Here is a 21,617-nt window from a genome sequence, read left to right as displayed (position 1 = left end):
ACGGTCAGAGATCGGCCGGCAGCGGCTGCTTGAGCCAGGTCTGGGAGTTTTTCTCCAGGCTGCCATCGGTCTTGGCGGTGGCGAGGATCTGGTTGACCTTGTCCAACAGCGCCGGCTCGTTCTTGTTCACGCCCACGTACACCGGCGAGTCCTTGAGTTTCACCTTCAGCGCCGGAACACGCTTGGGGTTGCGTTCGCTGATGGCGACCATCACCACGTTGCCGCTGGCGATCAGGTCCACCTGGCCGGCCAGGTAGGCGGCGATGGTCGAGTTGTTGTCTTCGAAGCGCTTGATGGTGGTGCCTTCGGGGGCGACCTTGGTCAGCTCGATGTCTTCGATGGCGCCACGGGTGACGCTGATGGTCTTGCCCTTGAGGTCGTCCAGGGTGTTGATCGCGGCGTCAGGCGGGCCGAACACGGCCAGGTAGAACGGCGCGTAGGCACTGGAGAAGTCGATGACCTTTTCCCGCTCCGGGTTCTTGCCCAGGCTGGAAATCACCAGGTCGACCTTGCCGGTGGTCAGGAAGGGGATGCGGTTGGTGCTGTTGACCGGCGTCAGTTCAAGCTTGACCTTGAGCTGGTCGGCCAGCAGTTTTGCGGTGTCGATGTCCAGGCCGCGGGGTTTCATGTCCGGGCCTACCGAACCGAATGGCGGGAAGTCCTGGGGCACGGCGACCTTGAGGGTGCCACGCTTGACCACGTCTTCCAGGCCGTCGGCGTGGGCGGGCAGCTGACAGAGCATCAGGCTGGCAAACAGGGCTGTGAGCAGGGCGCTGCAACGCTGAATCATGGCGAATCTCCGCAATCGGTGATGTGATTTCTGCGTTCGGACAGAGCACAGGCCATGCCAAGGCGGCTTTTAATCGGCCAAAGCCACGGTTTTGCTGGTGGGGAGCGGTCTTACTGGTCTGAACAGTTGCGCCGCGTTTCGCACCGTTATCGGGCGTCGGCATTTGTCGTCGAACCCTGCTGGGGCACGACTTGCCGGGGGCGACGAATAGCTTTACAACTAGCCGCTCACTGGCCCGGTTCGTCTGAAAAATCATGAATTCCATCGCTCGCGCCGTTCCTGAAGTGGCCCTGCAAGCCATCCGCAAACTGATCGTCGATGAAGGCTTCGGCCCGGGCGATGCGCTGCCGTCGCAACGGGACCTGGCGCTGCAACTGGGCGTGAGCCGGGCGTCGCTGCGCGAAGCGCTGTCCTCCCTCAGTGCCCTGGGCATGATCAGCGTGCAGCCGGGCAAGGGGGTGTTCGTGCAGGCACCGGTAGAGGCTCCACGCAGCGAATCGGCGCCGGGCTGGCCGTTCGCGGCCCAGGCCTCGCCGGTGGATATCTTCCAATTGCGCTACGCCCTGGAGGGCTTCGCGGCGGGGTTGGCGGCGGTAACGCTGAGCGCCGACGAGCTCGACACGCTGCAAGACAATATCGAAGCCATGCGCCGGGAGTTGAAGGTCGGGGATTTCGACGCCGCCGCGCGACTGGATTTCGAATTTCATCGACGAATCCTGCTGGCCAGCGGTAATCAGGCGATGCTGAGCATCCTCACCGCCAGCGCCGATATCTTCCTGGAAAGCCAGAAACTACCGTTCATCCGGGCGGAGCGGGCGATGGAAACCTGGCAGGAGCATCGCAAGATCCTTCGCGCCTTGGCTCGCCGCGCTTCGGGGGCTGCGCAAAAAGCCATGCAGGAACATGTACGTAACGCCGCACTGCGTACCGGGATTTCCTTCGTGGCGCCTGTTGCCTCGTGACTTGGGCTATACCCAAATACATCTGTCGCCATAGCGAGACTCAATCAACTCAAGCTTCCTGAACCTTGGAAGGGCAGCTATGATGGGCCACGTTTTTTTGCTGATTACCCGGAGACTTCCATGAGCAACGAGCTTATCAAACACGTTAGCGACGCTAGCTTCGAGGCTGACGTACTCAAGGCCGAAGGCCTGGTACTGGTCGACTATTGGGCTGAGTGGTGCGGTCCCTGCAAAATGATCGCCCCGGTCCTGGACGATATTGCTACCACCTACGCAGGTAAGCTGACCATCGCCAAGCTGAACATCGACGAAAACCAGGAGACTCCGGCCAAGCACGGCGTACGTGGTATCCCGACCCTGATGCTGTTCAAGAACGGCAACGTCGAAGCTACCAAGGTTGGCGCGCTGTCGAAGTCGCAACTGGCTGCTTTCATCGACGCCAACATCTAAGCGTCGAATGCCATTGAAAAAGCCCCGCAAATCGCGGGGCTTTTTCGTTATTCAGGGCTAGACGCTCGCAAACCCAGGTGTTACATTCGGCCCCGCACTGGTTTCTCCAGTGCCCCCTGCAAGCCGTCGCCGACGCTCTCCTTTCGAATAAGTACGCGATCCTGTCGCCTTCTCCGCGGCGCGGCCTCATTAAGCCAAAAGCTTAATTTCCCCCCTCCATAAATGATTACGTCATTCCTATATGAATCTGACTGAACTCAAGCAAAAGCCGATTACCGAACTGCTCGAATTGGCCGAACAGATGGGCATAGAAAATATGGCCCGTTCGCGCAAGCAGGACGTGATTTTCTCCCTGCTCAAGAAGCACGCGAAAAGCGGCGAGGAAATCTCCGGTGATGGCGTGCTGGAGATTCTCCAGGACGGCTTCGGCTTCCTTCGCTCCGCAGACGCTTCCTATCTTGCCGGCCCAGACGATATCTACGTCTCGCCGAGCCAGATCCGTCGCTTCAACTTGCGCACCGGTGACACCATCGTTGGCAAGATCCGCCCTCCGAAGGAAGGCGAGCGTTACTTCGCACTGCTGAAGGTCGACACGATCAACTTCGATCGTCCGGAAAACGCGAAGAACAAGATTCTCTTCGAGAACCTGACGCCGCTGTTCCCGACCGTGCGCATGAAGATGGAAGCCGGCAACGGTTCCACCGAAGACCTCACCGGTCGTGTCATCGACCTGTGCGCACCCATCGGCAAAGGCCAGCGTGGCCTGATCGTGGCACCGCCGAAAGCGGGCAAGACGATCATGCTGCAGAACATCGCGGCCAACATCGCCCGTAACAACCCTGAAGTTCACCTGATCGTGCTGCTGATCGACGAGCGTCCGGAAGAAGTGACCGAGATGCAACGCACCGTGCGCGGCGAAGTGGTCGCCTCGACGTTCGACGAGCCGCCGACCCGCCACGTGCAGGTTGCCGAAATGGTGATCGAGAAGGCCAAGCGCCTGGTCGAGCACAAGAAGGACGTGGTGATCCTGCTGGACTCCATCACTCGTCTGGCCCGTGCCTACAATACCGTGATCCCGAGCTCCGGCAAGGTGCTGACCGGTGGTGTCGATGCCCACGCGCTGGAAAAACCGAAGCGTTTCTTCGGTGCCGCACGGAACATCGAGGAAGGCGGTTCGCTGACCATCATCGCCACCGCGCTGGTTGAAACCGGTTCGAAGATGGACGAAGTGATCTACGAGGAATTCAAGGGCACCGGCAACATGGAGCTGCCTCTGGATCGTCGTATCGCCGAGAAGCGTGTCTTCCCGGCCATCAACATCAACCGCTCCGGCACGCGCCGCGAAGAGTTGCTGACCGCCGACGACGAGTTGCAGCGCATGTGGATCCTGCGCAAGTTGCTGCATCCGATGGATGAAGTCGCTGCCATCGAGTTCCTGGTCGACAAGCTGAAGGCGACCAAGACCAACGATGAGTTCTTCCTGTCGATGAAACGCAAGTAAATCGCCAAGACAGGCCAGCAAGAGCCGGGGAAACCCGGCTTTTTGCTATCTGTGCATTCACTATTCTGGACGGGCGGCGTTAAACTCGGGCCCCCGAACGCCACGGCCACCATGAGGCTTTTGCATGCAGTATCGCGACTTGCGCGACTTTATCAGCGGGCTGGAACAGCGCGGCGAACTCAAGCGCATCCAGGTGCCGGTGTCCCCCGTCCTGGAAATGACCGAGGTCTGCGACCGCACCCTGCGCGCAAAAGGCCCGGCGCTGTTGTTCGAAAACCCGACGGGTTATGACATTCCGGTGCTGGGCAACCTGTTCGGCACGCCGGAACGCGTGGCCCTGGGCATGGGCGCCGAAGCGGTCAGCGAACTGCGCGAAATCGGCAAGCTGCTGGCGTTCCTCAAGGAACCCGAGCCGCCGAAAGGCCTGAAGGACGCTTGGTCCAAGCTGCCGATTTTCCGCAAGATCATTGCCATGGCGCCGAAAGTCGTCAAGGACGCGATCTGTCAGGAAGTGGTGATCGAGGGCGACGATGTCGACCTGGCCATGCTCCCGGTGCAGACCTGCTGGCCGGGCGACGTAGGGCCACTGATCACCTGGGGCCTGACCGTCACCAAGGGCCCGAACAAGGATCGCCAGAACCTGGGCATCTATCGTCAGCAAGTGATTGGCCGCAACAAGGTCATCATGCGCTGGCTGAGCCATCGCGGCGGTGCCCTGGACTACCGTGAGTGGTGTGAAAAACACCCCGGCCAGCCATTCCCAGTGTCGGTGGCCCTGGGCGCGGACCCGGCGACCATCCTCGGCGCCGTCACGCCCGTGCCCGACAGCCTTTCCGAATATGCATTCGCCGGCCTGTTGCGGGGCAACCGCACCGAGCTGGTGAAATGCCGCGGTAACGACCTGCAAGTGCCGGCCACCGCCGAGATCATCCTTGAAGGGGTGATCCATCCTGGCGAAATGGCCGATGAAGGTCCGTATGGCGATCACACCGGCTACTACAACGAAGTCGACAGCTTCCCGGTGTTCACCGTCGAGCGCATCACCCATCGGATCAAGCCGATTTACCACAGCACCTATACCGGCCGTCCGCCCGATGAGCCGGCCATTCTCGGCGTGGCGCTGAACGAAGTGTTCGTGCCTATCCTGCAAAAGCAGTTTCCGGAAATCACCGATTTCTATTTGCCGCCGGAAGGCTGTTCGTATCGCATGGCCGTGGTGACCATGAAGAAGTCGTATCCGGGGCATGCCAAGCGGGTGATGCTCGGTGTCTGGTCGTTTTTGCGACAGTTCATGTACACCAAGTTCGTTATCGTCACCGACGACGATATCAACGCACGGGACTGGAACGATGTGATCTGGGCCATCACCACGCGCATGGACCCCAAGCGCGACACGGTGATGATCGAGAATACGCCGATCGATTACCTCGACTTCGCCTCGCCGGTGTCTGGCCTGGGGTCGAAGATGGGGCTCGATGCCACGCATAAATGGCCCGGTGAAACCACCCGTGAGTGGGGCCGGGTTATCGTCAAGGATGAAGCCGTTACCCAACGGATCGATGCCATCTGGAATCAGTTAGGAATAGATTGATGCGTGTAACCTTGCAGCCTTCCGGGGCGGTGCTGGAGATCCGGCCCGCCGAGCGGATTCTCGATGGCGCGCGGCGCCTGGGCTATGAATGCCCGCAAAGCTGCCGCAACGGCAACTGCCACGTCTGTGGCGCGTTGTTGGTGGAGGGCCGTGTGGAACAGGCGGGTGAGGTGCGCGATCACGGTGAGATCTTCACCTGCATCGCCGAGCCGCTGGAGGACTGCGTGGTGTTATGGGATGGCGTGCTGTCGCCGGGTGAGCTGCCGGTACGCAACCTGGCGTGCCAGGTGGTCGAGTGCGCCGACGTGGGGGGCGATGTCTGGCGAGTGCGCCTGCGTGCGCCGGCCGGCAAGCCGCCACGCTATCACGCCGGGCAGTACCTGATGATCGAACGGGAGAGCGGCGAAAAATCGGCCTTCTCCCTGGCCTCGGCGCCGCATTCCGGACGTGAGCTGCAGTTGCATGTTTTGGTGCGCGAAAGCAGTGCACAGGCGCTGCTGGAACAACTGCGACGCAACCCCAGCGTGCGTATCGAAATGCCTTTTGGCGACACGCATTTGTCCGAACTGCCCGATGGCCCGTTGGTACTGATCGCCGCCGGAACCGGCATGGCGCAGATGCACAGCCTGATCGAGCATTGCCGGGCGGCGGGGTTCAAGCACCCGGTGCACCTGTATTGGGGCGTGCGGCGGCCGGAAGATTTCTATGAAATCGAGCATTGGGATGAATGGAAAAAGCTGCCGAACCTGTTCCTGCACAAAGTCGTCAGCGACTTGTGCGGTTGGGAAGGGCGCTGCGGCATGCTCCACGAAGCCGTGTGCGAGGACATCAGCGATCTTTCCGGCGTGCACGTCTACGCCAGCGGCTCGCCGGCCATGATCTACGCTACGCTCGATGCGCTGGTGGAAGCCGGCATGGACGCCCATCAAATGCGCGCCGACGTGTTTGCGTATGCGCCGCGGGCTTGAGCCACTCTCGAAGTTTGCTTGAGGTCTGCTTTTTTGTCGCAAGGGGTTGTGCTTTGTGGGAGCAAAGCTTGCTCGCGAAACAGGCACCTCGATCTTTGAAAGACCGCATCGCTTTCATCGCGGGCAAGCCTTGCTCCCACAGGGTTATAGGCCTGACGATATATCGATTCGATATTTAGCGCGCGCACTGGATGTCGTTAAGGTATATGCCAACATCATAGGCAGGAGTGGCATCCAACTTGCCTTGATCTCTATGTGCGCCAGCATCATGACGGCGCGCGACCTAACTCTTTGACCCGCGAGGAGCCAACCGCTACCGGCCATGACCGCTATCGAATCCGCCATTGCCTGTGCCTTGTACCCGCCAAGGCTCGACCTGGGTCCGCAACTGACCCGTGAGCAATTGCTCGCCTCGATGCAATTGACCATGAGCCTTCACCAGGGCGGTCCGGTCTGGCTGTTTGCGTACGGTTCATTGATCTGGCGGCCCGAATGCACGGCGGTGGAGCGGATGCGCGGCCGGGTCCATGGTTATCATCGCGGTTTGTACCTGTGGTCCCACGAACACCGCGGTACACCGGAGTTGCCGGGGCTGGTGTTCGGGCTGGATCGCGGCGGTTCGTGCAGCGGTTTCGCCTACCGGTTGCCGGAGGAGAATCTCGAGGACTCGCTGTTTGCCCTGTGGCAGCGCGAGATGCCGGTCCCGTCCTATCGCCCACACTGGCTCAGTTGCCGTCTCGAGGATGGCAGCCGGGTGCAAGCCTTGGGGTTTGTCCTGGAGCGACACCTGCCCAGCTATGCCGGCAACCTGCCGGACCATGTGCTGAGCCAGGTGTTCGAAAGCGCCTGTGGGCGTTACGGCACCACTCGCGATTACGTCGAGCAGACCATCCACGCCCTGCGCAGCCACGCCATGCCAGACCGGAATCTGGAGGCGCGGCTCAAGCGCTGCAAATCAGCGCTGGATCAGGCGATCGCTTCGCGGCTCTGACTGGCGATCTGCTTGTGCCACAGGGTTGGCGCAAGGAAGGCCATCGCCAGCAGGCAGGCACCGATCAACAGCACAAAACCACCGTCCCAGCCAAAATGGTCCACGGTGTAGCCCATGGCGGCACTGGCCGCGACCGAACCACCCAGGTAACCGAACAAACCGGTGAAGCCTGCGGCGGTACCCGCGGCCTTCTTCGGCGCCAGTTCCAGTGCCTGCAAACCGATCAGCATCACCGGGCCGTAGATCAGGAAGCCGATGGAAACCAGGGCGATCATGTCGACGGTCGGGTTGCCGGCCGGGTTCAGCCAGTACACCAGCGTCGCCACGGTCACCAGGGCCATGAACACCATGCCGGTCAGGCCACGGTTGCCGCGGAAGATCTTGTCCGACATCCAGCCACACAGCAGCGTGCCGGGAATGCCCGCCCACTCGTAGAAGAAATAGGCCCAGGAACTCTTGTCCACCGTGAAGCCCTTGGCTTCCTTGAGGTAGGTCGGCGCCCAGTCCAGCACGCCGTAGCGCAGCAGGTAGACAAACACGTTGGCCATGGCGATGTACCAGAGCATTTTGTTGCGCAGCACGTATTTGACGAAGATTTCCTTGGCGCTGAATTCGTTCTCGTGACTGTCGTCGTAGCCTTCCGGGTAGTCGTTCTTGTATTTCTCGATCGGCGGCAGGCCCACCGATTGTGGGGTGTCGCGCATGGTCACGAAGGCAAACACCGCAACGACGAGTGCGACAGCAGCGGGCACATAGAATGCCGCGTGCCAATCATTGAACCAGCCCATCCCCAATAGGAACAACGGGCCGATCAGGCCGCCGCCGACGTTGTGCGCCACGTTCCACACCGACACCACGCCGCCGCGTTCTTTCTGCGACCACCAATGCACCATGGTCCGTCCGCTGGGCGGCCAGCCCATGCCTTGGGCCCAGCCGTTGATGAACAGCAGGATGAACATCATGGTCACGCTGGACGTTGCCCAAGGCGCGAAACCGAACACGAACATCACCCCCGCCGAGACCAGCAAGCCGAAGGGCAGGAAGTAACGTGGGTTGGAACGGTCGGACACCAGGCCCATCAGGAACTTCGACAGCCCATAGGCGATGGCGATGGCCGACATGGCCAGGCCCAACTGACCACGGGTGTAACCCTCGTCGATCAGGTATGGCATGGCCAGGGAGAAGTTCTTGCGCAGCAGGTAATAGCCGGCGTAGCCAATGAAGATCCCGGCGAAGATCTGCCAACGAAGGCGTCGGTAGGTGCTGTCTATTTTTTCTTCAGGCAGGGTTGCCTGGTGTACAGCAGGTCGAAAGAAAGCAAACATTCAAGTGCTCCTGGTTCTTGTTATGGCGGCGGATGCGAATGTTACAGTTTCGTTACCGAAAATAGCATTGGTTCTTATCGCTTAAAAAGCGAAATTTTTCTGATTGAATGTTCTTAAACGAACATGTCGCTCAGGCATCGGCGAACGCCGTTGTAGGAAATGTCGCCACAGGCTTTTTTCATGCGGCGCATCGGTGGCTGCGGGGCAGGACAGTGGGAAACGTCCTTCACCCAAATGGGAAGTCTCGCTATTCAGCCCCAAGGCCGCGGCCTCTACTCTTTATATCTTTGCCAGGTCTGGCATTCAGGTGAGGGGTAAGGGCATGAGGTGGTGTGTGGTGATGCTGTTGCTGTGCTTGTCCGGTACGAGCGGGGCAGCGGATGTGTTGTTGGTGCCCGAACACAATCCCAAGCCGGATTACCCGACGACTCTGGTCGGGAAGGGCATCGCGGGTGTGGCCCGGGTCGGCTTCACGGTGCATGCCGATGGTCGTGTCGATGAGATCGCGATTCTGCACAGCGATCATCCGGATTTCGCCGAGGCCGCACGGGAGGCCGTGAGCCAATGGCGCTTCAAGCCATGGACGGTGGATCACGAACACCCAGCGCAGACGCACGTTATAGTGCCCTTCGAGTTCCGCCTGGATGGCTTACCACTGGATGCCAATAAATGGATCAAGACTTGGAAGTGCTCGGACATCAACGCACACGCCAAGGGCCAGCTATGGGTGCAGGACTTGCTCCCGTTCCACTACACACGCCTCTATTTATCCAATGTATTTCTCGTCAAACAGCTACCGGAAACCGAGCGCCTGGCCTTGATCGCCCGGTTCAACAGGCTCCTGCCCTCGATCGTGCAGCGTTGCGGGAGTTTTCCGGCGGCACGGTATGTGCGGATGCTGCCGGAGGAGATTCGTGAGTTGCTTTAGTGCGGGTCAATAGCGGTCCGGCGGTTGGAGGCCTGACCGCTTTGACGCATTCAGCGCACCTGCACAACCACCTTCCCCACCGCCTTGCGCTGCCCCAGGTCATTGATCGCCTGGGCAGCGTTGCTCAGCGGATAGACCTGGGACACCAGCGGCTTGAGCTTGCCCTCGGCAAACCAGCCGAACAATTGCTGGAAGTTGGCGGCGTTGTCCTGGGGCTGGCGTTGGGCGAAGGAGCCCCAGAACACGCCCACCACGGCGGCGCCTTTGAGCAGGGCCAGGTTCACCGGCAGTTCGGGGATGCGTCCGCTGGCAAAGCCCACCACCAGCAACCGGCCGTTCCAGGCGATGGCGCGGATGGCCTGGTCGAACAGGTCGCCACCCACCGGATCGTAGATCACATCGGCACCCTGGCCGTCGGTGAGGCGCTTGATTTCATCCTTCAGGCTGGTTTCGGTGTAGTTGATCAATTCGTCGGCACCAGCGGCCTTCGCCACGGCGAGTTTCTCCGCGCTGCTGGCAGCGGCGATCACCCGGGCGCCCATGGCTTTGCCGATCTCCACTGCCGCCAGGCCGACACCACCGGATGCGCCGAGCACCAGCAGGGTTTCGCCGGGTTGCAGGTTGGCCCGTTGCTTGAGGGCATGCATCGAGGTGCCGTACGTCATGCTGAAGGCGGCGGCGGTGTTGAAGTCCATGGACGCGGGGATCGGCAACACGTTGTAGCCAGGTACCGCCACCTGCTCGGCAAAGCTACCCCAGCCGGTCAACGCCATCACCCGGTCGCCGACTTTCAAATGACTGATTTTCTCACCCACCTGTCTGACGACGCCCGCCGCTTCGCCGCCGGGGGAGAACGGGAAGGGTGGCTTGAATTGGTATTTGCCCTCGATGATCAGCGTGTCAGGGAAATTCACCCCGGCGGCATGCACGTCCAGCAGCACTTCGTTCTTCTTGGCGACGGGGCTGGCGACGTCTTCCAGCACCAGCGATTCGGCGGGGCCGAATTCTTTGCACAGCACGGCTTTCATCAGGGCTATTCCTTTGGGAGTGATGGCCGATAAGTGTAGGTGTGAGAGACAACGGGTCAACGAGCATGCCCCGCCCTGATAGCCGGCCATAAGCTTGTGCTTGAACGGCGGGTCGGTATGCTGGGCCGCAAACCGGATGAGGAAATCAATTGTGAAAGCGTGGATCATGTTGATGCTGGCCCTGTCGTTGCCTGTGGCAGCGATGGCCGAAGAGGGCAAGGAAGCGAAGGAAGGCGAGGCGCCGAAGGTCAGCTACATCACCCTCAGCCCACCCTTTGTCGGCAACTATGGGCTCGACGGTACGGCGAAACTGAAGGTCTACAAGGCCGACGTGGCCCTGCGCGTGACCGGTGACGCCGCCGCTGCGGCGGTCAAGGCCAACGAGCCACTGATTCGCAACCAGTTGGTGGCGCTGTTCGCCCAGCAGACCACCGAGGCCATGAATAACCTGGAAGCCAAGGAAAAGCTGCGCCAGGAAGCGTTGAAGCAGACCCAGCAGGTGATGAACGACGAAACCGGCAAGCCGATGGTCGATGACCTGTTGTTCAACAACCTGATCATTCAGTAAACCGGCTCGATCGCAGCCTTTGGCAGTGCCCGGATCTCCTGGCGCTGCCCAAGGCTGCTTTTTTTCGTCAAGACGCCAGGCTTTTCCGAAACCGGGCCAGGGCGATTGCAAAGAACAATAGCCCGATGGCCGCCAGCGCCAGCAGGTCCGGCCAGATCACGCCAGTGCCGGCATCTCGGAACAGAATCGCCGCGCTGAGGCTGACGAAATGCGTCGAGGGCGAGCCCTGCATCACCCATTGCAACCATTGCGGCATGCTGTCCAGCGGTGTACTGCCGCCTGACAACAGCAGCATTGGGATGATGACCGGGATCGCCAGCAAACCGAATTGCGGCGTCGAACGGGCCAGGGTGGCGAGGAAGATGCCCAGTGAGGTGCTGGCGAACAGGTAGAGTGCGGTCACCAGCAGGAAGAGCACCATGGAGCCGGCGAGTGGAACCCCCAGAGCGAACTTGACGATGATTTCCAGCGACGCCCAGGTGCACAGCACCACCACCAGCAGGTTGCTCCAGATTTTCGCCAGCATGATTTCCAATGCCGTCAGCGGCAGCACCAGCAAGTGGTCGAGGGTGCCGTGTTCGCGCTCGCGCAGCAGCGCGGTCCCCGTCAGGATGATCGCCAGGATCGTGATGTTGTTGACGATCTGGATCACCGCCAGGAACCAGCCACCTTCCAGGTTGGTATTGAACAGCGAACGCGTGGTCAGCCTCACGGGTGTTGCTTCGCTCGTTTGTGCCTGGCCGGCGTAGGTCGTCAGCTCCTGCTGGAAAATCCGTCCGATGTAGCCGGCGCCCATGAACGCCTGGCTCATGGCCGTGGCGTCGACGTTGAGTTGCAGCGTTGGTTCGCGTCCGGCGAGCAGGTCGGCCTGGAAGTTGGCGGGCACGTTAATGACAAAAGTGTAGCGGCCACTGTCCATGACCTTGTCCAGTTCGGCATAGGGCAAGGCCGCCGGGTGCTGGAACTCCGGCGGTTGCAGGACCTGGGCCAATTGGCGCGAAAGATGGCTCTGGTCTTCGTCCACCATTGCGACACTGGCGTTGTGGACGCCGATCACCGAGCCGGCGGCCGGCATGTAGATCGCCACCGTGAAGGCGTAGCCCAAAAACAGCAGCAGGACGGAGTCGTAGCGCAGGCTGGTCAGCTCCTTGAGCCCCAGACGCCAGATATGTGAAAGCGTGTGCATCAGGCCTCCTGCTTTTTCAGCATGATCAGGCTGAGCCCGGTGAAGCCCAGGAAAAACCCGCCCAGCGCCAGGCATTGCGGCCATAGCTGGCGCAGATCCAGGGCCTTGGTGAAGGTGCCGACGGCGATATCCAGGAAGTAACCGGCGGGAAACAACTGGCCCATCACCGAGGCGGCCCCTTCCAGGGACGAACGCGGCACGATCAGCCCCGAAAACTGGATGGTCGGCAGGCTGGTGATGATCATGGTGCCGAGGATCGCCGCGATCTGGGTGCGGGTGAACGCCGAGATCAGCATTCCCATGCTGGTGGTCGCCAGTACATAGAGCAGGCCGCCCACCGCCAGCGTCAGGCCGCTGCCTTTGAACGGCACACCGAACAGCCAGCGGTTCATCGCTGTCAGCAGGGCGAGGTTGATCAGGCTGACCGCCAGGTAGGGCACTTGTTTGCCGAGCAGGAACTCCAGGCGGGTCAGCGGCGTGGCGTAGAAATTGGTGATCGAGCCCAGCTCCTTCTCCCGCACGATGCCCAGCGCCGTCAACATGGCCGGGATGAACGCCAGGATCAGCGCCATGACCCCGGGGCCAATGGCGTTGACGCTGACCACGTCCTGGTTATAGCGAAAGCGCGTCTCCAGCGTCGCGCCGGGTTGCCGGGTCGGCGCGCGGCTGCTGAATTCAGTCAATTGCTCAAGGTTGGCCTGGTGCACGGCCTGGACGTAGTTGCGACTGGTCTCGGCTCGAAACGGTATGCCGCCGTCCAGCCAGGCGCCCACCGTCGGCTGGCGGCCGGCGTAAAGGTCACGACCGAAACCGGGAGGGATTTCCAGGGCCAGTTTGATCTCCGAGCGCTGCAAGCGTCGGTGCAGCTCCTTTGCGTCGCGGATGATCGGCTGCTCTTCGAAGTAGCGTGAGCTGCGGAACGCTTCCAGGTAGGCACGGCTTTGCGGGCTCTGATCCTGGTCATACACGGCGAAGGCCAGTTTCTCCACATCGAGGGAAATACCGAAGCCGAACACCACCATCATGAACAACGCCCCCAGCAGGGCGAACGCCATCCGCACTTTGTCGCGCAGCAGCTCCTTGCCCTCCCGGCTGGCGACGGCCCACAGGCGACCGAGGCTCAGGCCGCGCCGGTCCCGGGGGGCGTCGGCACTGTCGAGGGTCACGGGGGCGGCGTCTTGCTGCGTCTCGCCCTGGGCTTTTTCCAGGCAGGTGACGAACGCGGCTTCCAGCGTCTGGCCGTTGAACTGCGCCTGCAAGGCTGCCGGCGTGTCACAAGCCAGGACCTTGCCGGCGTGCATCAGCGAAATGCGATCGCAGCGCTGGGCCTCGTTCATGAAATGCGTGGAAAGGAAAATCGTCACGCCCTGTTCGCGAGACAACTCGATCAGCAGCCGCCAGAAATCATCCCGCGCAGCCGGGTCGACACCCGAGGTCGGCTCATCGAGGATCAGCACTTCCGGGCGATGCAGCACCGCCACCGCCAAGGACAAACGCTGGCGCAGGCCCAGTGGCAGCGCGCCGGAAGGCTGCTCCGCCAGTGCCTGGAGATTGAAGCGCTGGATCAGTTCGTCGATGCGCTGGCGACTGTCCGTCGTGGGCAGGTCGAAGAGCTTGGCGTGCAGTTCCAGGTTCTGGCGCACGCTCAGTTCGCCGTACAGCGAGAAACTCTGGGACATGAAACCCACCCGCTTGCGGGTGGCGAGGTCCTTGGCGTTGACCGGGTTGCCCAGCAGCCGGGCACTGCCTTCGCTGGCGGGGATCAGCCCGGTCAGCACCTTCATGGTGGTGGTCTTGCCGCAACCGTTGGAACCCAGGAAGCCAAAGATCTCACCGCGACCAATCGCGAAGCTGACGTTGTCGACGGCGGTGAAATCGCCGAAGCGCAAGGTGAGGTCGTGGGCTTCGATGGCGATGTCGGCAGTGCCGGCGCTCCTGGGGGGAATCACCAGCGGTTCGGCATCGCGGCCGCTGTCGCCCTGGAAGTGGGTGAAGGCCGAGTCGAGCTTGTCGTCCGGGGTGACCTTGGCCAGCTCCGCACTCAAGCCCTTGGCGATCAGGCGACCGTTGTCGAGCATCAGGCAATGCTCGAATTGTTCGGCCTCTTCCATGTACGCGGTGGCGACCAGCAGGGTCAGTTGCGGGCGTTGTCGGCGCACGTCTTCTATCAGTTCCCAGAAGCGTCGCCGGGACAGCGGGTCTACGCCGGTGGTGGGTTCGTCGAGAATCAGCAGGTCCGGTTCATGGATCAGTGCGCAGCACAGGCCGAGCTTCTGTTTCATGCCGCCGGACAGTTTGCCCGCCGGACGATCGGCAAAACGCTGCAGATCGGTGGCCAGCAGCAAGGTGCCCATGCGTTGTTCGCAGTCTGTCCGCGATAACCCGAACAGCGTGCCGAAGAAGCGGATGTTCTCGCGTATCGACAGGTCCGGGTAAAGGTTGCCCCCCAGCCCTTGGGGCATGAAGGCAATGCGTCGGTAGAGGGTATTGCGATGGCGTCGGTCGTCGATCGAGGCGCCGAGCACGTCCAGTTGGCCGTGCTGGAGTTTTTTCACCCCGGCAATCAGCCCCAACAGGCTCGATTTGCCGGCGCCGTCCGGGCCGATCAGGCCGCAGCGAGTGCCGACGGGCAGGCTGAAGGCGATATCGCTCAACGCTACCTGCTGGCCGTAGCGATGCTCGATGCCCGAAGCGTGCAATGCCTCGCCGAGGGCGCTGCTCATTGCAGGTTGGCCGGCCAATCGATGGGGGCGGTGCGCACATAGCCGGCGCCGGGCATGCCGGGTTTGGCCTGGGGCACTTCGCCGGGTTGGGTCAGGTGTACCTTGACGCGGAACACCAGTTTCTGGCGCTCATCACGGGTCTCGACTTCTTTCGGGGTGAACTGGGATTTGGCCGCGACGAAGCTGACCTTGGCCGGCAGCGGTCGCTCGGGCAGGGCGTCGAGCAGCAGGCGCGCTTGATCGCCCACCGCGAGTTTCCCGGCCACCGAGGCCGGCAGGTAGAGATTCATGTATTGGTCGTTCGGATCGATCATCAGCAACACCCGGCCGCCGGCGCCCAGTACTTCACCCGGCTCGGCCAGGCGCAACTGGATCACGCCGTCGAGGGGTGCCCGCAACGTGCTGTCATCTATTTCACTGGTGAGCTGCGCCACTTGGGCCAGGGTCGCGCCGATGGCCGCATTCGCTGCCGATACCTGGGCCCGGGCGGCGTTGACCGCGGCGTTGGCGGTGTCGACGCGGGCTTGTTGCTGGTCGATGACCTGGCCGCTGGCGTAACCGCGCTTGAACAGTTCCTGGGTCCGCTTGAGTTCCTGATGGGCGAGCAATTGTTCGCTCTGGCGCAACTGCACGTTGGCTTCGGTGGCCGCGAGGTTCTGCCGGGCACGCACGACTTCGGCTTCGGCCTGGTTGCGCTGGGCCTCCAGGGTGCGGGTGTCCATGCGCGCCAGCACTTGGCCCTTGATGACGTTGTCGCCTTCGTCGACGTGAACTTCGGCCAGGCGCCCGGGCGTCTTGCTGGCGATCTGGACCTCGGTGGCCTCAAGGCGGCCGTTGCCCATGCTCAAGCCTTCCGGCAGGCGATCGTGGCGTGACTTCCAGTAGCCGAAACCGCCGGCGGCCAGCAACACGGCCATCAAGGCAAAGGCAAAAAAACGCGAGGTACGATGGTTCGTCGACATGTCCGGCATCCTGCGGCTATAGCATCGAAGTCTGCGCGATCAATGGCCGATCCAGCTTGATATCCATCAACTCATTGGCGATCAGCGCAGGGCAATCACCGCGGCCCATTGTTCGGCCGTGACGGGCATCACCGACAGTCGCGAGCCTTTTTGCACCAGTGGCATTTCAGCCAGGGCGGTCTGTTGCTTGAGGTAGTCGAGCTTCAGCACATGGGGAAACGTTTCGACATGGGCCACGTCGATCGCGCTCCAGGGGTTTTTGTCCGGGCCGGCCTTGGGGTCGAAGTAATGACTGTCGGGTTCCAGCGCTGTCGGGTCGGGGTAGGCTGCGCGGACAATCCGGCCGATCCCGGCAATGCCTGGCTCGGGGCAACTGGAGTGGTAGAAAAAGAACGTGTCGCCCTCCGCCATGGCCCGCAGGAAATTGCGCGCCTGGTAGTTGCGAACCCCGTCCCAGCGTGCCTGGCCGAGCGTTTCCAAACCTTGGATGGATAATTCGTCGGGCTCGGATTTCATCAGCCAATAGGCCATGATTGCTACTCCTTGGCGGTGTTGAAAAAAATAGTTCAGCGATTTTATGACAAACCGACAGTCGGTTGACGCCAGAGTTTGCGTGTCGGGGCCGGTTGCCGCAAAATGCCGGCCTTCCAAGCTTGACGCTGCTGCACGGCCAATAAGAAAACCGCTGCTGTCATCGTGTGTGATGTGCCTTGAGGGGGGCAATCGATGAAACGCAAACCGGATTTGTTGTGGATCTTGGTCATTCTGTTCGGTCTGGGTGTCGTGACCACGGGTTACGCCCAAAGCCTGTGGGCCAACAAGGCCGATGCGCCGGTGGAAATCACCCAGCCTGCGCCATCGCTCAAACGCTGAACCCGCTTTCCTGGCGCCGCTGACTACCGCGGCGTCTATCCTGCGATATACCAATGCCTGTCGCTGACCGTTCCCTGCAGCGGCACGTCCCAGCTTGCCTGCGCCAATCGTTCGACTTTCTGGCATTCATGGGCCAGCCCCAATAGCGTCGGCTTGCGCCACTGCTTGCGTCGCGCCAGATACGCCAGGCTGCGGTCATAAAAGCCGCCGCCCATGCCCAGCCGCCCGCCCGCATCGTCAAACCCCACCAATGGCAACAACACCAGGTCCAGCGTCCAGACCTTGCGTTGCCGGGCGATGTTCTTGCGTGGTTCGGGGATGCGAAACCGATTGGGCTGCATTTTTTCGCCGGGGTGGATGCGCTGGAACACCATCTTGGTCTGCGGCCACGGGCTGAGCACCGGCAGGTAAGTGGTCTTGCCCCGGCGTTGGGCTGCGCGCAGCAGCAGGCGTGGGTCGATCTCGCCGTCGTTGGGCAGGTACAGGGCGATGTGCTTCGCGCGGCGAAACAGCGGATGCTGGGCCAGTTGTTTGTACAGTCCGCGGGCGGCTTGCCGTTGCTGGGCGGGCGTCAGGGCACGACGGGCCTGGCGCAGCAGGCGTCGAAGTTGCGGGCGGGGCAGCAGCGCAGGTTCGGTCATATCAGTGCTTCACGCAGTGGCGATGCCACAGCGTAACCGCAAAACAGGCTGCTCAGAAATGCCGGCGCCGGAAACGACAATGCCAGTCCACATGGACTGGCATTGTCTGGAATCAGGCTCCCCGGATGAACCGCTGTCGGCTTAGCCCTTGAACCCGAAAGTTCAAGGTGGAAGTTGCAGGGGGCGTTAAGGCTTTCCGTCAAGCGGACATGCACACCGGCCCCAACGTGCAACCCCCGTGGTTGTGCGTATCGGCTCAGGGACATCACCAACTGGCAAGCACCCCAGGGAGTGATGCGAGTATACCCCAGGCAGTCTCGCGAATCAGCCTTTGCTGACGTCTGGATCGGTGGCGAGCACCAGATCCACCCGATCGAGCAGGTCGCGCACCTGTTCACGGGTCGAGCCGCTGACCTGCAGGTCAGGCGTATCCTGGCGATGCAACAGGTCGTGGGTGATGTTCAAGGCGGCCATCACCGCGATGCGGTCGGCACCGATGACTTTGCCGCTGCTGCGGATTTCGCGCATCTTGCCGTCCAGGTAACGGGCGGCGCTCACCAGGTTGCTACGCTCTTCCTGGGGGCAGATGATTGAATATTCTTTGTCGAGGATCTGCACGGTAACGCTATTGCTTGAACTCATGAGTCTTGCTCCAGGGCCTTGAGGCGCGAAATCATCGATTCGACCTTACGCCGGGCGATTTCGTTTTTTTCAATGAGGTGCGCGCGTTCCTCGCGCCAGGTTTTTTCCTGAGCTAATAGGAGTCCGTTTTGGCTCTTAAGTTGCTCGACCCGGTCAATTAGCAGTTCGAGTCTGGCCATCAGCGCTTGCAGGTCGGTGTCTTCCATTGTGTCCACTGAAGATTGTGTCTGATGGAGGGTATGGGTCGCACAGCCTCTGATAGTCTTGGCGAGTCTGTCGATGTAGGATACAAGGCCTCCATTCTAGACATAGCGCCGTCTGGCGCCTAGCTGCCCATGCCCATTCAGAATTCCCCGTATCAAGCATTCGCCACCCTGCTGAGCACCAGCGGTCATCCTGTCTCGCCCGCCGAACTGCATGGCCTGTTGCTCGGCCGCAGTTGCGCCGGCGCCGGTTTCGATGCCGCCGGTTGGTTGGCCGACGCCGCCGAACTGCTGGAAGGCGAGCCGGCGGACAACGTCCGCAACGCGCTTATCGGCCTGCAGGAAATGGTCAAGGGCGAGCTGACCAGCGACGACATGACCGTCGTCCTGCTGCTGCCCACTGACGACGCCCCTTTGGCTGAACGCGCCGCGGCGCTGGGCCAGTGGTGCCAGGGCTTCCTCGCCGGTTTCGGCCTGACCCGCCGCGAATACGCGCTGAGCGAAGAGGCCAAGGAAGTGTTGCAGGACCTGGCCGCGATCTCCCAGGTCCAGGATGCCCTGGAAGAATCCGATGACGGCGAAAGCGACTACATGGAAGTGATGGAGTACCTGCGGGTCGCACCGTTGCTGCTGTTCACCGAGACCAAGAAAACCGATGCAGCGGCCGCCAAGCCGTCCTTGCATTAATTTTTAGAGGGAACCCCGTCTGCCCATGATTCATATCCCGAAATCGGAATACAGCCGTCGCCGCAAGGCCCTGATGGCGCAGATGGAACCCAACAGCATCGCAATCCTGCCCGCCGCCGCCGTTGCGATCCGCAACCGCGACGTCGAGCACGTCTACCGCCAGGACAGCGACTTCCAGTACCTCAGCGGCTTTCCCGAGCCGCAAGCGGTGCTGGTGCTGATGCCGGGCCGCGCCCATGGCGAATACATCCTCTTTTGCCGCGAGCGCAACGCCGAACGTGAGTTGTGGGACGGCCTGCGCGCCGGCCAGGAAGGGGCGATCCGTGACTACGGTGCCGACGACGCGTTTCCCATCACCGACATCGACGACATCCTGCCGGGCCTGATCGAAGGCCGCGACCGGGTGTATTCGGCCATGGGCAGCAACCCGGAATTCGACCGGCACCTGATGGAATGGATCAACGTGATTCGCTCCAAGGCCCACCTCGGCGCCCAGCCGCCGAACGAATTCGTTGCCCTGGATCATCTGCTGCATGACATGCGCCTGTATAAATCGGCGGCAGAAGTGAAAGTGATGCGCGAAGCGGCGCGGATTTCCGCCCAGGCGCACATCCGAGCGATGCAGGCGGCGCGCCCGGGGCTGCATGAGTTCAGCCTGGAAGCCGAGCTGGACTATGAGTTCCGCAAGGGCGGGGCGAAGATGCCGGCCTATGGTTCGATCGTCGCGGCGGGGCGCAACAGCTGCATCCTGCACTACCAGCAGAACGACGCGCTTCTCAAGGATGGCGACCTGGTGTTGATCGACGCCGGCTGTGAAATCGACTGCTACGCCAGCGATATCACCCGTACCTGGCCGGTCAGTGGCAAGTTTTCACCCGAGCAGAAGGCAATCTACGAAGTAGTGCTGGCTGCCCAGGAAGCCGCGTTTGCCCAGATCGCGCCGGACAAACATTGGAACCAGGCCCACGAAGCGACGGTGCGGGTGATTACCGAGGGGTTGGTGCGCCTTGGGCTGCTGGAGGGTGAGGTGGACGCGTTGATCGCCAGCGAGGCCTACCGGGCGTTCTACATGCACCGCGCTGGCCACTGGCTGGGCATGGACGTGCACGACGTGGGTGAATACCGCGTTGGTGGCGAGTGGCGGGTACTTGAGGTCGGCATGACGCTGACGGTAGAGCCGGGCATCTACATCGGTCCGAACAACCGCAGCGTAGCGAAAAAATGGCGCGGCATTGGCGTGCGTATCGAGGATGACGTGGTAGTGACCAAAACCGGTTGTGAAATCCTGAGCCACGGCGTACCGAAGACGGTCGCCGACATCGAGGCCCTGATGGCCGCCCGGACGCAAGCGGCATGAGCCGGGTCAATCTGGCGATCGTCGGCGGCGGCCTGGTCGGCGCGAGCCTGGCGCTGGCCCTGCAGGCCGGTGCCAAGGCCCGGGGCTGGAAGATCATGCTGATCGAGCCCTTCGCCCCCGGCGACGCCTGGCAGCCAAGCTACGATGCCCGGTCCTCGGCATTGTCCTATGGCGCCCGGCAAATTTATCAACGCCTGGGTGTCTGGCAGGAAATTTCCCGCCGCGCCGAGCCGATCAAGCAGATCCATGTGTCCGACCGCGGGCGGTTTTCCACGGCGCGGTTGTCGGCCATGGAAGAGGGCGTGCCGGCGCTGGGCTACGTGGTGGAAAACGCCTGGCTCGGCCAGTGCCTGTGGCAAGGCCTGGACCCGGAGGTGGTCAGTTGGCGTTGCCCGGCGCAGGTCACCCGGATGGAACCGCTGGTCGGCGGTTATCGCCTGACCCTCGACGACGAAACCACCCTGGAATGCGACCTTGCCGTACTGGCCGATGGCGGCCGCTCCGGCCTGCGCGAGCAGTTGGGTATCGGCGTGCGCAGTCGACCCTACGACCAGAGCGCCTTGATCGCCAACATCACCCCCAGCGAAGCCCACAACGGCATGGCCTTCGAACGTTTTACCGACGACGGCCCGATGGCCTTGTTGCCACTGCCGGAGAATCGTTGCGCACTGGTCTGGACCCGCCAGGGCATGGACGCACAACGGCTGGCGGCCCTCGACGAGCGCAGTTTCCTCAGTGAATTGCAGGGCGTGTTCGGTTATCGCCTGGGCACCCTGAAACAGGTGGGCGTGCGACATCTGTACCCACTGGCGCTGGTGGAGGCTGAAGAACAGGTCCGTCCGCACCTGGCGATCCTGGGCAACGCCGCCCACAGCCTGCACCCGATTGCCGGGCAGGGGTTCAACTTGTCCCTGCGCGATGCCCAGGCTCTTGCCGATGCTCTGCTCGACAGCGAAAGCGAGCCGGGGGATTTTGCCGTGTTGCAAGCCTATCGCGAGCGTCAGCGAATGGATCAGGCCTTGACCGTGGGCTTTTCCGACCAGGTCACGCGGCTGTTCGCCAGCAACCTGCCGTTGGTGTCCCTGGGCCGTAACCTCGGCCTGTTGGGCCTCGACTTGCTGCCGCCGGCCAAGCGCTGGTTCGCCCGTCAGGCCATGGGGCTGGGGACGCGTCCCGATGCTTGAGGCCGGGGCTGTCATTTCTTTTCATGGGCGGCTGATGTCGCCAGCAAAACAGGCTTA

At 61.9% G+C, this 21,617-nt stretch carries 22 protein-coding genes and 1 other RNA gene; 12 read left to right on the top strand and 11 right to left on the bottom strand.

Annotated elements, in window-relative coordinates; all coding sequences use genetic code 11:
- Positions 1-4: 4 nt before the first annotated feature.
- Entirely contained in the window at positions 5-790 is a 786-nt protein-coding gene (locus tag AD662_RS27180) for a transporter substrate-binding domain-containing protein (protein ID WP_018610665.1), read from the bottom strand.
- Positions 791-1,044: 254 nt separating this feature from the next.
- On the opposite strand from AD662_RS27180, the gene AD662_RS27175 reads away from it, so the two are divergent.
- The 6 genes from AD662_RS27175 to AD662_RS27150 all read left to right on the top strand — a co-directional run bounded on the left by AD662_RS27175 (position 1,045) and on the right by AD662_RS27150 (position 7,253).
- Positions 1,045-1,752 carry a FadR/GntR family transcriptional regulator gene (locus AD662_RS27175; protein WP_018610663.1) on the top strand — a complete coding sequence of 236 codons (708 nt, stop codon included), beginning with the start codon at positions 1,045-1,047 and terminating at the stop codon, positions 1,750-1,752.
- 120 nt (positions 1,753-1,872) lie between these two features.
- The gene (gene trxA, locus AD662_RS27170) at positions 1,873-2,202 is read left to right on the top strand and encodes a thioredoxin TrxA (protein WP_018610661.1); all 330 of its coding nucleotides are present in this window, start codon (positions 1,873-1,875) and stop codon (positions 2,200-2,202) included.
- 241 nt (positions 2,203-2,443) lie between these two features.
- On the top strand, positions 2,444-3,703 hold the full coding sequence (gene rho / locus AD662_RS27165; RefSeq protein ID WP_003177350.1) for a transcription termination factor Rho: 1,260 nt from the start codon (positions 2,444-2,446) through the stop codon (positions 3,701-3,703).
- 124 nt (positions 3,704-3,827) lie between these two features.
- Positions 3,828-5,294 carry a 4-hydroxy-3-polyprenylbenzoate decarboxylase gene (gene ubiD, locus AD662_RS27160; protein ID WP_014340789.1) on the top strand — a complete coding sequence of 489 codons (1,467 nt, stop codon included), beginning with the start codon at positions 3,828-3,830 and terminating at the stop codon, positions 5,292-5,294.
- Positions 5,294-6,262 carry a CDP-6-deoxy-delta-3,4-glucoseen reductase gene (locus AD662_RS27155; protein ID WP_053190057.1) on the top strand — a complete coding sequence of 323 codons (969 nt, stop codon included), beginning with the start codon at positions 5,294-5,296 and terminating at the stop codon, positions 6,260-6,262. Before ubiD ends, AD662_RS27155 begins: the two co-directional genes overlap by 1 nt.
- 322 nt (positions 6,263-6,584) lie before the next feature.
- The gene (locus AD662_RS27150) at positions 6,585-7,253 is read left to right on the top strand and encodes a gamma-glutamylcyclotransferase (protein ID WP_018610654.1); all 669 of its coding nucleotides are present in this window, start codon (positions 6,585-6,587) and stop codon (positions 7,251-7,253) included.
- Here AD662_RS27150 and glpT read toward each other — a convergent pair.
- Positions 7,229-8,578 carry a glycerol-3-phosphate transporter gene (glpT, locus tag AD662_RS27145; protein WP_018610652.1) on the bottom strand — a complete coding sequence of 450 codons (1,350 nt, stop codon included), beginning with the start codon at positions 8,576-8,578 and terminating at the stop codon, positions 7,229-7,231. The genes AD662_RS27150 and glpT overlap by 25 nt on opposite strands.
- 340 nt (positions 8,579-8,918) lie before the next feature.
- On the opposite strand from glpT, the gene AD662_RS27140 reads away from it, so the two are divergent.
- Positions 8,919-9,506: an energy transducer TonB gene (locus tag AD662_RS27140; RefSeq protein ID WP_235862421.1), complete on the top strand. Its 588-nt coding sequence runs from the start codon at positions 8,919-8,921 to the stop codon at positions 9,504-9,506.
- A 50-nt stretch (positions 9,507-9,556) separates the two neighbouring features.
- Here AD662_RS27140 and AD662_RS27135 read toward each other — a convergent pair whose 3' ends face one another.
- Complete coding sequence (locus tag AD662_RS27135) at positions 9,557-10,534, bottom strand: NADPH:quinone oxidoreductase family protein (RefSeq protein WP_053190056.1); 978 nt, start codon at positions 10,532-10,534, stop codon at positions 9,557-9,559.
- Positions 10,535-10,685: 151 nt separating this feature from the next.
- Between AD662_RS27135 and AD662_RS27130 the strand changes: the two genes are divergently transcribed.
- Positions 10,686-11,102 carry a flagellar basal body-associated protein FliL gene (locus AD662_RS27130; protein WP_018610646.1) on the top strand — a complete coding sequence of 139 codons (417 nt, stop codon included), beginning with the start codon at positions 10,686-10,688 and terminating at the stop codon, positions 11,100-11,102.
- A gap of 67 nt (positions 11,103-11,169) precedes the next feature.
- On the opposite strand, the gene AD662_RS27125 is transcribed toward AD662_RS27130, so the two are convergent.
- The 4 genes from AD662_RS27125 to AD662_RS27110 form a co-directional block, all read right to left on the bottom strand.
- Positions 11,170-12,288 carry an ABC transporter permease gene (locus AD662_RS27125; protein WP_053190055.1) on the bottom strand — a complete coding sequence of 373 codons (1,119 nt, stop codon included), beginning with the start codon at positions 12,286-12,288 and terminating at the stop codon, positions 11,170-11,172.
- On the bottom strand, positions 12,288-15,011 hold the full coding sequence (rbbA, locus tag AD662_RS27120; protein ID WP_053190054.1) for a ribosome-associated ATPase/putative transporter RbbA: 2,724 nt from the start codon (positions 15,009-15,011) through the stop codon (positions 12,288-12,290). Before rbbA ends, AD662_RS27125 begins: the two co-directional genes overlap by 1 nt.
- Positions 15,008-15,973 carry an HlyD family secretion protein gene (locus AD662_RS27115; RefSeq protein WP_018610640.1) on the bottom strand — a complete coding sequence of 322 codons (966 nt, stop codon included), beginning with the start codon at positions 15,971-15,973 and terminating at the stop codon, positions 15,008-15,010. Before AD662_RS27115 ends, rbbA begins: the two co-directional genes overlap by 4 nt.
- An 81-nt stretch (positions 15,974-16,054) precedes the next feature.
- Complete coding sequence (locus tag AD662_RS27110) at positions 16,055-16,504, bottom strand: EVE domain-containing protein (RefSeq protein ID WP_053190053.1); 450 nt, start codon at positions 16,502-16,504, stop codon at positions 16,055-16,057.
- Between the two features lie 195 nt (positions 16,505-16,699).
- Here AD662_RS27110 and AD662_RS29600 point away from each other — a divergent pair, with 195 nt between their 5' ends.
- Positions 16,700-16,846 carry a hypothetical protein gene (locus tag AD662_RS29600; RefSeq protein WP_018610636.1) on the top strand — a complete coding sequence of 49 codons (147 nt, stop codon included), beginning with the start codon at positions 16,700-16,702 and terminating at the stop codon, positions 16,844-16,846.
- Between the two features lie 35 nt (positions 16,847-16,881).
- On the opposite strand, the gene AD662_RS27105 is transcribed toward AD662_RS29600, so the two are convergent.
- From AD662_RS27105 to AD662_RS27095, 4 genes are all read right to left on the bottom strand, one after another.
- Entirely contained in the window at positions 16,882-17,487 is a 606-nt protein-coding gene (locus AD662_RS27105; RefSeq protein WP_053190052.1) for a 5-formyltetrahydrofolate cyclo-ligase, read from the bottom strand.
- Positions 17,488-17,601: 114 nt separating this feature from the next.
- Positions 17,602-17,781, bottom strand: a non-coding RNA gene (gene ssrS, locus AD662_RS29065) — 6S RNA.
- A 30-nt stretch (positions 17,782-17,811) separates the two neighbouring features.
- Entirely contained in the window at positions 17,812-18,129 is a 318-nt protein-coding gene (locus AD662_RS27100; RefSeq protein WP_003177364.1) for a cell division protein ZapA, read from the bottom strand.
- The gene (locus AD662_RS27095; RefSeq protein WP_003177365.1) at positions 18,126-18,335 is read right to left on the bottom strand and encodes a TIGR02449 family protein; all 210 of its coding nucleotides are present in this window, start codon (positions 18,333-18,335) and stop codon (positions 18,126-18,128) included. The genes AD662_RS27100 and AD662_RS27095 overlap by 4 nt, the downstream gene beginning before the upstream one ends.
- A gap of 129 nt (positions 18,336-18,464) precedes the next feature.
- Here AD662_RS27095 and AD662_RS27090 point away from each other — a divergent pair, with 129 nt between their 5' ends.
- The 3 genes from AD662_RS27090 to ubiH are packed head-to-tail and all read left to right on the top strand — an operon-like array spanning position 18,465 to position 21,560.
- Entirely contained in the window at positions 18,465-19,019 is a 555-nt protein-coding gene (locus AD662_RS27090) for a YecA/YgfB family protein (protein ID WP_018610631.1), read from the top strand.
- A gap of 25 nt (positions 19,020-19,044) precedes the next feature.
- Positions 19,045-20,376 carry a Xaa-Pro aminopeptidase gene (gene pepP, locus AD662_RS27085; protein ID WP_018610628.1) on the top strand — a complete coding sequence of 444 codons (1,332 nt, stop codon included), beginning with the start codon at positions 19,045-19,047 and terminating at the stop codon, positions 20,374-20,376.
- Positions 20,373-21,560, top strand: a complete 1,188-nt coding sequence (gene ubiH / locus AD662_RS27080) for a 2-octaprenyl-6-methoxyphenyl hydroxylase (RefSeq protein WP_053182906.1) — start codon at positions 20,373-20,375, stop codon at positions 21,558-21,560. Before pepP ends, ubiH begins: the two co-directional genes overlap by 4 nt.
- The last annotated feature ends 57 nt before the right edge of the window (positions 21,561-21,617 follow it).

Source organism: Pseudomonas kilonensis (assembly GCF_001269885.1).
Lineage (GTDB): Bacteria > Pseudomonadota > Gammaproteobacteria > Pseudomonadales > Pseudomonadaceae > Aquipseudomonas > Aquipseudomonas kilonensis.
The sequence above is the reverse complement of the archived record's forward strand: the minus strand, read 5'-3'. Positions and strand labels throughout refer to the sequence as shown.

Bases quoted from the DNA above. Each gene is read 5' to 3' on its own strand.
- AD662_RS27140 (WP_235862421.1), top strand. From the start codon at position 8,919: ATGCTGTTGCTGTGCTTGTCCGGTACGAGCGGGGCAGCGGATGTGTTG.
- AD662_RS29600 (WP_018610636.1), top strand. From the start codon at position 16,700: ATGAAACGCAAACCGGATTTGTTGTGGATCTTGGTCATTCTGTTCGGT.
- glpT (WP_018610652.1), bottom strand. From the start codon at position 8,578: ATGTTTGCTTTCTTTCGACCTGCTGTACACCAGGCAACCCTGCCTGAA.
- AD662_RS27090 (WP_018610631.1), top strand. From the start codon at position 18,465: ATGCCCATTCAGAATTCCCCGTATCAAGCATTCGCCACCCTGCTGAGC.
- ubiH (WP_053182906.1), top strand. From the start codon at position 20,373: ATGAGCCGGGTCAATCTGGCGATCGTCGGCGGCGGCCTGGTCGGCGCG.
- AD662_RS27135 (WP_053190056.1), bottom strand. From the start codon at position 10,534: ATGAAAGCCGTGCTGTGCAAAGAATTCGGCCCCGCCGAATCGCTGGTG.
- trxA (WP_018610661.1), top strand. From the start codon at position 1,873: ATGAGCAACGAGCTTATCAAACACGTTAGCGACGCTAGCTTCGAGGCT.
- AD662_RS27150 (WP_018610654.1), top strand. From the start codon at position 6,585: ATGACCGCTATCGAATCCGCCATTGCCTGTGCCTTGTACCCGCCAAGG.
- AD662_RS27180 (WP_018610665.1), bottom strand. From the start codon at position 790: ATGATTCAGCGTTGCAGCGCCCTGCTCACAGCCCTGTTTGCCAGCCTG.
- AD662_RS27100 (WP_003177364.1), bottom strand. From the start codon at position 18,129: ATGAGTTCAAGCAATAGCGTTACCGTGCAGATCCTCGACAAAGAATAT.
- rbbA (WP_053190054.1), bottom strand. From the start codon at position 15,011: ATGAGCAGCGCCCTCGGCGAGGCATTGCACGCTTCGGGCATCGAGCAT.
- AD662_RS27125 (WP_053190055.1), bottom strand. From the start codon at position 12,288: ATGCACACGCTTTCACATATCTGGCGTCTGGGGCTCAAGGAGCTGACC.
- AD662_RS27095 (WP_003177365.1), bottom strand. From the start codon at position 18,335: ATGGAAGACACCGACCTGCAAGCGCTGATGGCCAGACTCGAACTGCTA.
- AD662_RS27115 (WP_018610640.1), bottom strand. From the start codon at position 15,973: ATGTCGACGAACCATCGTACCTCGCGTTTTTTTGCCTTTGCCTTGATG.
- AD662_RS27105 (WP_053190052.1), bottom strand. From the start codon at position 17,487: ATGACCGAACCTGCGCTGCTGCCCCGCCCGCAACTTCGACGCCTGCTG.
- rho (WP_003177350.1), top strand. From the start codon at position 2,444: ATGAATCTGACTGAACTCAAGCAAAAGCCGATTACCGAACTGCTCGAA.
- pepP (WP_018610628.1), top strand. From the start codon at position 19,045: ATGATTCATATCCCGAAATCGGAATACAGCCGTCGCCGCAAGGCCCTG.
- AD662_RS27110 (WP_053190053.1), bottom strand. From the start codon at position 16,504: ATGGCCTATTGGCTGATGAAATCCGAGCCCGACGAATTATCCATCCAA.
- AD662_RS27155 (WP_053190057.1), top strand. From the start codon at position 5,294: ATGCGTGTAACCTTGCAGCCTTCCGGGGCGGTGCTGGAGATCCGGCCC.
- ubiD (WP_014340789.1), top strand. From the start codon at position 3,828: ATGCAGTATCGCGACTTGCGCGACTTTATCAGCGGGCTGGAACAGCGC.
- AD662_RS27175 (WP_018610663.1), top strand. From the start codon at position 1,045: ATGAATTCCATCGCTCGCGCCGTTCCTGAAGTGGCCCTGCAAGCCATC.